General features: G+C 66.3%; 10 protein-coding genes. 2 read left to right on the top strand and 8 right to left on the bottom strand.

What is annotated here, in order from left to right; all coding sequences use genetic code 11:
* Nucleotides 1-189 precede the first annotated feature (189 nt).
* Nucleotides 190-636: a nitroreductase family protein gene (locus VFP86_03455; GenBank protein HET8998682.1), complete on the bottom strand. Its 447-nt coding sequence runs from the start codon at nt 634-636 to the stop codon at nt 190-192.
* Nucleotides 637-645: 9 nt separating this feature from the next.
* On the bottom strand, nt 646-774 hold the full coding sequence (locus VFP86_03450; protein HET8998681.1) for a hypothetical protein: 129 nt from the start codon (nt 772-774) through the stop codon (nt 646-648).
* 86 nt (nt 775-860) lie between these two features.
* Between VFP86_03450 and VFP86_03445 the strand changes: the two genes are divergently transcribed.
* Entirely contained in the window at nt 861-1,880 is a 1,020-nt protein-coding gene (locus VFP86_03445; protein ID HET8998680.1) for a phosphodiester glycosidase family protein, read from the top strand.
* Between the two features lie 154 nt (nt 1,881-2,034).
* Nucleotides 2,035-3,237 carry a D-galactonate dehydratase family protein gene (locus VFP86_03440; protein HET8998679.1) on the top strand — a complete coding sequence of 401 codons (1,203 nt, stop codon included), beginning with the start codon at nt 2,035-2,037 and terminating at the stop codon, nt 3,235-3,237.
* Between the two features lie 25 nt (nt 3,238-3,262).
* On the opposite strand, the gene VFP86_03435 is transcribed toward VFP86_03440, so the two are convergent.
* From VFP86_03435 to VFP86_03410, 6 genes are all read right to left on the bottom strand, one after another.
* Nucleotides 3,263-4,393: an ABC transporter ATP-binding protein gene (locus tag VFP86_03435; protein ID HET8998678.1), complete on the bottom strand. Its 1,131-nt coding sequence runs from the start codon at nt 4,391-4,393 to the stop codon at nt 3,263-3,265.
* A gap of 14 nt (nt 4,394-4,407) precedes the next feature.
* On the bottom strand, nt 4,408-5,265 hold the full coding sequence (locus VFP86_03430) for a carbohydrate ABC transporter permease (GenBank protein ID HET8998677.1): 858 nt from the start codon (nt 5,263-5,265) through the stop codon (nt 4,408-4,410).
* Complete coding sequence (locus VFP86_03425) at nt 5,262-6,212, bottom strand: sugar ABC transporter permease (GenBank protein HET8998676.1); 951 nt, start codon at nt 6,210-6,212, stop codon at nt 5,262-5,264. The genes VFP86_03430 and VFP86_03425 overlap by 4 nt, the downstream gene beginning before the upstream one ends.
* A 47-nt stretch (nt 6,213-6,259) precedes the next feature.
* Nucleotides 6,260-7,597, bottom strand: coding sequence for an extracellular solute-binding protein (locus tag VFP86_03420; GenBank protein ID HET8998675.1), 1,338 nt, complete (start codon nt 7,595-7,597; stop codon nt 6,260-6,262).
* A 69-nt stretch (nt 7,598-7,666) separates the two neighbouring features.
* Nucleotides 7,667-8,785, bottom strand: a complete 1,119-nt coding sequence (locus tag VFP86_03415) for a mandelate racemase/muconate lactonizing enzyme family protein (GenBank protein HET8998674.1) — start codon at nt 8,783-8,785, stop codon at nt 7,667-7,669.
* The coding region (locus VFP86_03410) for a mandelate racemase/muconate lactonizing enzyme family protein (GenBank protein ID HET8998673.1) at nt 8,782-9,402 on the bottom strand (621 nt) is incomplete at its 5' end. The genes VFP86_03415 and VFP86_03410, both read right to left, overlap by 4 nt.

Below are 9,402 nucleotides of genomic sequence, written 5' to 3'. Positions count from 1 at the left end.
AACCGCAGCGGCGCCGGCGGCGGCCACCCCGGCGATGCGCAGGAATTCACGCCGTCCAAGGTTAGACATCTCTCTTCACCTCCATGCGGGCGTTGGCGTCCGACGGCGTGATTCGTGCGGACATCCCGCAGGCTGCATCGTGTGCCAAAACTTCGTAGGCGCGCGGTAGGGTCCCTGCAAAACGCCGCATCAGTCGAATGGCCGCCCAAAGCGTCCGCGGTGGGCGACCTCGGCAAGCGCCTTGCGCTGCTTCTTGCCCCGGCCGTGGGCCTTCGCCGGATAGCCAAACGGGAGAATAGCCAGCGCGTCCAGGTCCTCCGGAATGGCCAAGAGCGATTTGACCTCCGACATTCCCAGGAACCCCACCCAGTTCGAGCCGACCCCGTCCGCCCACGCCGTCAAGATCATCGATTGGATCGCGCGGCTCGCATCGGAGACCGCGAATCTCGTCTTCTCGATCGCCACGACCACCGCCAGGGCTGCCCCGCCGACATACGGCCCCGACCGCGCCAATCGGCCCAACCGGCGTAGGGTATCGGGATCCTCCACGACAATGAACTGCCAGGGCTGACCGTTCATGCTGCTCCCCGTCAGCCGTCCGGCCTCAACGATCCGGCGGACGACGTTTGGCGGCACAGGTTTCTCCTAATAGGTGCGTACGGCCAGCACGGTACGCGCGGCCTCGAAGACCTCCATCGCTCGGCTCCCTTCCGATCGGTGTACGTTGAGAAACGCGGCCTCCCGATTCTGCGGCCCGATTTCCTGTCCCTTCACAATTGCAACCTGCTCGCGCGGGAAGCCTGGGCGCGCCCTCCGTGGGGCATTACATCAGAGGAAATGTGTGCGAGGAGATGCGGCCGATGCCGATAACGCGACTGCTGATCACGATCCTAGCGGCACTTCTGATCTGGCCCATTGGAGCCTGGGCGACAGCCGAACCGGGTCAGCCTGTGACTGTGGCCAGATTCCCGCTCTCTCGCTACCGGCTGGGAGTCGCCCTGGCCGGCAGCCGCGTCGGTGCGAACGCCTTCCTTATGGACATCGCTCGAATGGCGGCAGCGCAGTGCGCGATTAATGGCAGCTTCTTCGCGGCCTACGCCGGGGAGACCGGTGAGCCCTACGGCACCGTGGTGATCAACGGAAAACTCCTGCACTTGGGCTGGGTCGGAACCCGGCTGGACGTCCTCGCCGACGGGAACGTGCAGATCGTGCGGGACCGCCTAGAGATTCGAGGCGGGCTCAACGGCAGCGAAGCCTACCCTTACAATTGGTACGCATACAACTTGAATCAGACACCATCACCCGGCGGCAGCAGCGTGTACATTTACACTCCTGAACGGGGCGCGACGCTGGGGTTTCGCGCCGACCTCGCGGTCGTCGCGCGTGGTGGCAGGGTGACCAGGATCAGCCGGGGGGAGGACGTTGCCATCCCAGGCGACGGCTTCGTGATCGGCATGCAACGCAAAGAAGCGGAGGTGCTGGGATGGAAGTTCGCCGTGGGACAGCGCATAGAGTATCGCGCTGTTCAGGACGGCGTCACCTTTAGGTCTCGGTTCAGCCTCGGAGCGGGTCCCCGCCTCCTCCAACGAGGGGCGGTCAGCGTCAGTCCAATCGCTGAGGGCTTCCGTGACCCAAAGATCCTGTCCTTGCGGGGAAGGCGTTCGGCCGTGGGATTGAGCGGAGCCAACGAGGTCATTCTGGCCGTCATCGATCACGCCACGGTGACCGAGGCGGCGGTTGTCATGAAGGGGCTTGGAGCGGTGGAGGCCATGAACCTCGACGATAACGCGTCCAGCGGCTTGGTCTGCAACGGGAGGTATTTAGTGCAGCCTGGGCGGCAGGTGGCGAATGCGCTCGTGCTGTGGCCGGTTCCCCGATGAGCGCCATCTCAGTGCAACCCTCCTTGTCCTGATCACTCCGGCACGCACCCAGACGAACAACCACGCGCCAACATCGACATCGCGAGGGGCCGGCGCCGCAGCTAGAGAACGATACGCGCCGGAGAATCTCACGAGTGAGCGTCGGAGGCCTTCCATGCGGATCACCGCCGTCAAGGTCATTGTGACATGCCCGGGCCGCAACTACGTCTTGGTCAAGGTGGAGACCGACGACGGCCTCCACGGGTGGGGAGACGCGACGCTGAATGGCCGCGAGCTGGCCGTTGCCGCGTTGCTGGAGCAGCACATCGCCCCGCTGCTCATCGGCCGGGACCCCGACCGAATCGAGGACGCGTTTCAGTACCTCTCTCGAGGCTCGTACTGGCGCGGCGGCCCGATTCAAATGACCGCGGTCGCTGGCGTGGACCTCGCGTTGTGGGACATCAAGGGGAAGCGGGCCGGCCTTCCGGTGTACTCGTTGCTTGGTGGGAAGTGCCGGCACGGCGCGCTCGCGTACGCGCACGCCAGCGGGAGCGATCCGGAGGCGGTTCTGGACCGGGTCCGCCAGCTCGCGGACCGCGGGTTCAAGGTGATCCGCGTACAGGTCGACGTGCGCGGCCCCGGGCTCCGGGGCACGTATGGAGTCGGTGCAGCCGGGCCGACTGAACAGTCGCTGCCCCGCGAAGAGATCTGGGAACCGGCCCCGTACCGGCGCGCGATCCCCCCCCTGTTCGAGCATCTCAGAAGCCGGCTTCCCGAAGATCTCGAGCTGATCCACGACGTCCACGAACGTCTCACCCCCATCGAAGCGGCGGGCCTCGCCAGGGACCTGGAACCGTACCATCTCTTCTTCCTCGAGGATCCACTGCGGCCGGAGCATCAGGACTCTTTCCGGGTGATCCGGCAGCACACCACCGTCCCGCTCGCCATGGGCGAGCTGTACTTCAGCAAATGGGAGGCGCTTCCGGTGATCGCCGGACAGCTCATCGACTACATCCGGTGCGATCTCGGGCACGTTGGAGGGATCACCGAGGGCCGGAAGATCGCCGCGATCGCCGAGGCGTATAGTGTGAAGACCGCCTGGCACGGCCCCGGCGACATCGGCCCCATCCTGCACGCGGCGAACGTCCATCTCGACCTGTCGGTGCCCAATTTCGGGGTGCAGGAGATGGTCTTCTTCAACGAACCTGTGCGCGAGGTGATCCCGGGTGGCCCGACCTTCGAGAACGGCTACCTCACCGTCGCCGACGCCCCGGGCCTCGGCACCGACGTGAACGAGGCCGCCGCGGCGAAGTATCCGTACCGGCGCGCGTATCTCCCGACCACGCGGCGGCTGGACGGCTCGGTGCATGACTGGTAGTCGCGGCCCCACCTCACCGTCGGCGTCAGGCGCGGCCGGCCTCGGCGGAAGCCCCGGGGATCGCGCGCCCAGTCTCTCCATCGAAGAGGTGGACCGCGCTTCGCTCGAAGGCAACCGCGATGCGCTGCCCCGGGACGGCGCCTTCTCCTGTGCGGTCCAAGAGCGTCACCCCCGGGCCCCCCGCAATCCGGACGTGCAGGTAGGTGTCGTCGCCGACGACATCGGTCTCTTCCACGACGCCATCGAGCCACGCGCCGCCGTTGTCCCCTCTGGGGGGCGCCCAGCGCACGTGCTGGGGGCGAACGCCGAGGGTCGCCTCGCTGGAGCCGGCCCGGCCATCGCGGCCGGGGAGGCTCGCGACCAGCGACCCGTTGGGCAACACACATTCGACCACGGAATCGCGGGCCCGGAGGCTGACGCGAAGGAGATTCATCGCCACCGTTCCGACGAAGCCCGCCACGAAGACGTCCGCCGGGCGGTGGTAGACCTCTGCGGGAGTTCCGACCTGGACGACGACGCCGTGGTTCATCACGGCCACTCGATCGGACAGCGCCATCGCCTCGGCTTGGTCGTGGGTGACGTATACGGTCGTGATCGGAAACTGGCGGTGGAGCCGTTTGATCTCGCTCCGCATCTGCATGCGGAGCTTGGCGTCGAGATTGGAGAGCGGCTCGTCCATCAAGAACACCCGCGGCCGGCGGATGAGGGCTCGGCCGAGCGCCACGCGCTGCTGCTGTCCCCCGGAGAGCTGCCGCGGAAACCGGTCGAGGAGTTCCCCCAGCCCAAGGACGGCGGCCGTTTCCTCCACGAGCCGCGCGCGCGCGTCCCGCGGCACACCGCGCATTCGGAGCGGGAACTCCAGGTTGCCGCGCGCGGTCTTCGACGGATACAGCGCGTAGTTTTGAAATACCATGGCCATGTCGCGGTCCTTGGGATCGAGCACCGTGATCTCCCGGTCCCCAAGCCACACGCTGCCCGACGTCGGGGGGATCAACCCCGCAATGATGTTGAGAAGCGTCGTTTTGCCGCAGCCGCTGGGTCCAAGGATCGTCATGAACTCGCCGTCGCGGATCGCGAGATCCACCGGCTCGAGCGCGACCACCTCACGCCGGCCCGGGTACCGCTTGCTCACACGCTCAAGGCGCAGCTCCGCCATGTCTCCGCTCCTCGTCAGTACTTCAGCGCGCCCTTGGTCAGGGCCGAGACAAAGTAGCGCTGCAGGACCAGGAACACGATGACCACGGGAATGCTCATGCCGATGGCCGTCGCCGTCAGTCCGCCCCAGTCCGGCACCCCTTCGGAGAAGTAGGCGAACAGCCCGAGCGGCAGCGTGCGCATCTCAGAGGACGAGATCATCGCCAGCGCATACAGATACTCGTCCCAAGCCAGAATGAACGTGTAGATCGCCGTCGCGACGAGGCCGGGGAGCGCCGACGGGAGCGCCACTTCAAAGAAGGCGCGCACCACGCCCGCCCCGTCCAGGCGCGCCGCGACCTCCATCTCGGACGGAATCCCGTCGAAGAATCCCCGCAGCAGCCAGATATTTAATGGAAGGCTGAAGGTCAGGTACCCGATGATGAGCGAACCGTACGTATCCCGGAGCCCCAGCAGACCCATGAGGATGAAGAGCGGCACGAGAAAGTTGACGAGCGGGAAGACGCTCTGGATCAAGATCGTGTGCATCAGGACGCCCCTCCCGCGGAACCGAAACCGCGAGAACGCGTAGGCGGCCGGCGTCGCCACGAGGAGCGCGAGCGCAACCGTCGAGAGCGATACGATCAGGCTGTTGCGGAAGTAGCGGGGAAAGTAGACCCCCTGTTGCAGCGGGTGGAGCAGGTTGGAATAGTTGGCGAGCGTGACCTGGCGCGGGAACAGGTGCGGCTTCTCGGTGTAGAGGGCCGAGGGCGGCTCGAGCGACGCCGTCAGCATCCACGCGAACGGGAGCAGGGAGAACGCCACCAGGAGGACGAGCGCCGCCGTATTCGGGATCCGTCGCGCCGTGGACCCGAGGTGCCGCACCGCCGTCATCGCGCTCCCTCGCCGCGGCTCAGCGCGCGGACGTACGCAACCGCAAACATCATCAGCAATGCGAACGTGACACACGACGTCGCAGCCGCGAGCCCGAAGTTGAGTTGGGTGAACGCCTGATTGTAGATATAGTTGGTGATGATCTCGGAGCGGTGGAGGGGGCCACCCCCGGTCATGATCCACGGGATCGTGAAGCTGTTGAAGTTGTGGATGGTGAGCAGCATCGTGGTGACGGTGAGCACCGGCCAGATCGCCGGGAGGGTGACCTCCCAGAACGTCCGCCACGGCGAGGCGCGATCCATCTTAGCCGCCATCAGGAGTTGCTCGGGAACATTCTGGAGCCCGGCGAGCAGCATCAACATGGCGAAGGGGAACGTCTTCCAGACATTTGCCAGGATCAGCGACGGCAGCACCAGCGAAAGGTTGCCCAGAAATGACACGGGCTCTCGGACGAGGTGCCACGTGACCAGCGCCCCGTTGATCAGCCCGTACTCCCCGTGCAACAGCCAGAGCCAGGCGTAACTGGCGACCACGTACCCCACGACGTAGGGCAGCAGGAGCGCGGCCCGGACCGCCCCTCGGAGCACCTTGAGATTGTTGACGGCGACCGCCGCGACGAGGCCCAGCACGACGTCGATCGCCGTGCTCACGACCGTCCACACCAGGGTGTTGCGGATCACGCGGTAAAACACCGGATCCGTGAACACCACCCGGTAGTTCCCGAGCCCCGTGAATGTCAAATTCATGGACCGGCTGGGGGTCGCAAAGAAACTGAGGTACACGGAATATATGAACGGATAGATCGTGACCACGAGCACCAGCGCCACCGCCGGGGCCACGAAGAGATAGGGAAGCACGCGGGGAAGGAGCGGCGGACGAAGGGGGCGCGCCCCCTCGCGGACCGCCACTCCCACCGCGTCCACGTCATACACCTCCTGTGCGTTCACGCGTCGCCCCTGCGACCTGCACGCGGGGAGACGCGTGCGGCGATACGCTAGGCGCGCATCGCCTGCCGGATTTCCGCGGCGGCTTCCGTCACCGCCTGCTTTGCCGAGGTCTGTTTGAGCAGCACCTTCTGGATCATCGTCGGGATCGTCTCGTTCCAGATGTGCGCGCCTTGCGACACCAGCGGCACGCTGACCCCGTACTTCATCATCTCGATCGTGACCTCGTTGAACAGCAGCAGCTTCTCGCGCTCCTTCTGCGCGGGAGCGTGCTCCGCCTGGCGGTTGGCCGGGTTCGACCCGAGGCCGCTGAGGCGGGCGTTCCAGTTCGGGGATTCGTATGCCCGGAGGAACTCCAGCGCTTGATCCACGTTTGTCGTCGCCTTGCGGACGTGGAGGTTCGAGCCGCCGAAGACGACGGCCCGCCGGACCGGGCCCGCGGGGAGCAACCCGGCCCCAAGGCCGATCTTCGGGTTGAGGCCGTGCACCTGCGCCGCATCGGACGGATGCACGATCATCATCGCCACCTTGCCGCCCAGAAACAGCGTCGTCACATCGGCTTGAGTATTTGTCAGCGCGGACGGCTCGACGCTCTTGTCGATGTTGAACATTCTGTTGTAGAGCTCGAGCGCGGCCACCGTGCCCGGCGAGTCGATCCCGATGTTCTTCCAGGTGATCGACGGGCTGAGCTCGTCGAAGATGCTGCCGCCGTATGCCCACATCACGGGCGCGAACCGGAACGGGGTATTCCCGGTGTTGAGCTTGGCCACGAGCCCAAAGCCAGACTGGCCGGTCTTCTCGCGGATCCGCTTTGAGAAGACGGCGAGCTCATCCCAGGTGGCCGGGGCCTTGTCCGGGTTCAGGCCCGCGTCGCGGAACAGGCCCTTGTTCCAAACCAACATCATGGCCTCGTTGTTCGCCGGAAGGCCGTAGAGCGGACCGCCGACGCTGCCGGGCTTCCGGACGGTCATCAGTGCCTGCGGCCAGAAGTCGCTCTCCTTGAGACCGAGTTGGGCCAGGTCGATCGAGTGAAACGCGTCTGCCTCGACAAACTGGCTGGACCATGCGATCGCGACGCGGACGACATCAGGGCCGCCGCCGCCCCTGAAGCTCACCTCGAGCTTCGGGAGCATATCTGTGTAGCCGAACATGGTCATCCGAAACCTAAGCTGCCGGTGTTGCTCGGGAAACCAGGTGTAAAACGCCTGCTGCTGGGCTTCGCCGTACTTGTCGGGCGCCGCGGACCAATCCCACGCCGTCAGCTCGCCCGTGAGATCCTTTCGCGGTTGGTACTCTCCCGCGGCGCGGACCGATCGCGGAGCCGCGGCGGCCATGCCTATTCCCGCCAGTGCGGCGCCGCCTGCCTTCACGAATGCTCTCCGAGTCATCCTCATCGGCTGTCCCTCCCCGTCTGGTACCAAATTGGGGTCCCTGGCATTACACACCTCCGCGTTCTCTCAAGCCGGCGCGCTGACCTGCAACCGCTCCACCCGATCCCAGCGGACGTCGACCCCCAGTCCCGCCCGGTCGGAAAGCACCAGATGGCCGTCCTCGACCGGGAGCGGCGCAGTCAGGATGTCGTCCCGCCAGGGGGCATCGACCGCCAGAAACTCGAGGCGCGCGAAGTTGGGAATCGCGGCGCACAAGTGGGCGCTCGCGAGGGTCGACAGCGGTGAGTTGGGGTTGTGGGGCGCGATGGGGACATAATACATCTCAGCCAAAGCCGCGATCGCCCTGGTCTCTGAGAGTCCGCCGGTCCGCACGACGTCGGGCATCAGGATATCCGCGGCGTGGCTCTCCAGGACGCGGCGGAATCCATGGCGCGTGAACAGCCGTTCTCCGGTGCAAATCAGCGCCTTGACGCGTCGCCTCACGTCGGCCATCGCCTCGGGGTTCTCCGGCCCCACGGGCTCCTCGAGAAACCAGATCCGTGACGGTTCGAGCATCTCGGCAAAGCGGATGACCGACGGCACGTCGAGGCGGGCGTGCGTGTCGACGGCGATCTCGATGTCGGGGCCGACGGCGGCCCTGACCGCTTCGACCATCCTCGCCGCCGCCTCCAGCGCGGTCCGCGATGCCTCGCGGCTGTCCGGATCGATGCCTGTCAACGGGTCGAACTTGAGCGCCCGGTATCCCTGGGAGACGATCCGCCGCGCCGCCTCGGCAAACGCCTCGGGCTCGCGGGGGGTTCCGGCAAACCAGTTGTTGGCGTAGAGCGGGATACGTGTCCGGTAGGCTCCGCCGAGGAGCTGATAGACCGGCATCCCGCTCAACTTGCCGGCGATATCCCACAGCGCGATGTCGACGCCGCTGATCGCCCCAACCGCCGCCCCCGCGGATCCCACGTAGGTGAGGTGGTGCTGCATCTTGGTCCACAGGGGACCGATCCGCCGGGGATCTTCCCCGCGCAGCAGACCATCGAGTTCGGCGATGGCGCCCTCGACCGCGCGACCGCCGGGCCAGTTTGTCGCGTCCCCAACGCCGGTCAGCCCGGCGTCGGTCTCCACGGTGACGAGGATCCACGGCCACCCCAGGGCGCTGGGGACGCGGTGACCTCGAATCGCGGTGATCTTCATCGCGACGGGAACCAGGGGATGCCGGGCTTGAGGTGGGCGCGCACCACGTCCTCCCTCAGGGTCACGCCCAGGCCGGGAGCTTCGGTCAGATAGATGTACCCCTCTCGAATCGCGCCTCCATCCGTCAGATCCTGCCACCAGGGGATCTTGCGTGCGTGGTACTCGAGCAAGAGGAAGTTCGGGACGGTGGCCATCACGTGGCATGCGGCGATCGTGCCCACGGGGCTGCTCACGTTATGGGGTGCCACGACCTTCGAGTAGGTATCCGCCAGGTCGGCGACCTTCTTGGCCTCGGCCAGGCCGCCCATCTTCGGCACGTCGGGCGCGATGATGTCCGCCCCGTGATCGACGATGAGGTCGCGGAACCCCTCCTTGAGGTACCGGTTCTCGCCGCTGCAGATCGGGATCGGGCTCCGCGCCGTGACGAACCGGTGCGCCTCGCTGTCGTTGGGCGGCACGGGATCCTCCAGCCACCGCAGCCGAAACGGCGCAAGCATGGTTGCGAGCGCCACGGCATCGCGGGCGTTGTACTTCCAGTGGCAGTCCACCAACAGATCGGTCCCGGGACCGGCCTCCTCCCGAACCGCCCCCACCAGCCCAGCGATCCGGTCGAGTTC

Source organism: bacterium, from assembly GCA_035703895.1.
Lineage (GTDB): Bacteria > Sysuimicrobiota > Sysuimicrobiia > Sysuimicrobiales > Segetimicrobiaceae > Segetimicrobium.
The sequence above is the reverse complement of the archived record's forward strand: the minus strand, read 5'-3'. Positions and strand labels throughout refer to the sequence as shown.

Excerpts from the sequence above, each read along its gene's own strand:
- VFP86_03435 (HET8998678.1), bottom strand. The coding sequence starts at position 4,393 with ATGGCGGAGCTGCGCCTTGAGCGTGTGAGCAAGCGGTACCCGGGCCGG.
- VFP86_03420 (HET8998675.1), bottom strand. The coding sequence starts at position 7,597 with ATGACTCGGAGAGCATTCGTGAAGGCAGGCGGCGCCGCACTGGCGGGA.
- VFP86_03445 (HET8998680.1), top strand. The coding sequence starts at position 861 with ATGCCGATAACGCGACTGCTGATCACGATCCTAGCGGCACTTCTGATC.
- VFP86_03430 (HET8998677.1), bottom strand. The coding sequence starts at position 5,265 with ATGACGGCGGTGCGGCACCTCGGGTCCACGGCGCGACGGATCCCGAAT.
- VFP86_03415 (HET8998674.1), bottom strand. The coding sequence starts at position 8,785 with ATGAAGATCACCGCGATTCGAGGTCACCGCGTCCCCAGCGCCCTGGGG.
- VFP86_03440 (HET8998679.1), top strand. The coding sequence starts at position 2,035 with ATGCGGATCACCGCCGTCAAGGTCATTGTGACATGCCCGGGCCGCAAC.